Origin of the sequence: Mycobacterium sp. UM_CSW, assembly GCF_000455205.1 — a bacterium.
In the GTDB taxonomy this organism is placed as follows: domain Bacteria; phylum Actinomycetota; class Actinomycetes; order Mycobacteriales; family Mycobacteriaceae; genus Mycobacterium.
Genome location: NZ_AUWQ01000172.1, coordinates 1 through 531, shown reverse-complemented (window position 1 = coordinate 531; position 531 = coordinate 1). Strand labels below are relative to the sequence as shown.

1 pseudogene is annotated in these 531 nt (G+C 78.9%); it reads left to right on the top strand.

The features are described 5' to 3' along the window. Positions 1-531, top strand: a pseudogene (locus N415_RS32115) (PE family protein); the annotation flags it as partial.

The window sequence follows — 531 nt, the reverse complement described above, 5'->3', positions numbered from 1 at the left end:
GGCGCCGGCGGGGCCGGCGGTACGGGCCTCAACGGCGGCCACGGCGGCAATGGCGGCATCGGCGGCCAGGGCGTCCTCACCACCACGAGCAGTGGTGCCGTCGCCGGCGGCGGTGGCGGCGGCGGTGGCGTGGGCGGCAGCGGCCAATTGGGCGGCTTGTTCGTCACCGGCGGCGCGGGCGGCGCCGCCGGAGCCGGGGGCCAAGGCGGCGGCGCGGAAATAATCGATCCCACCCTCGGCCTCGACCTCACCAGCAGCGGCGGCGTCGGAGGTCAAGGCGGCGGCCCCAACCTGCTGATCCAGGGCGGTACCGGCGGCGGTGGCGGCGGCGGCGCGGCCGTCAACGTCGGTGCCACGACGATCACCGGCGGCAGCGGGGGCAACGGAGCGGGTCCCGGCGTCTTCGTCCTCAACGGCGGCGTCGGCGGCACCGTCACCGGGGCCAACGCCTCCGCCGTGGACGCCGCCGGGGGCGGCGGTGGCGGTGGTGGCATCGGCGTCGCCAACGCCGGCGGCAGCGGCGGCACCGGC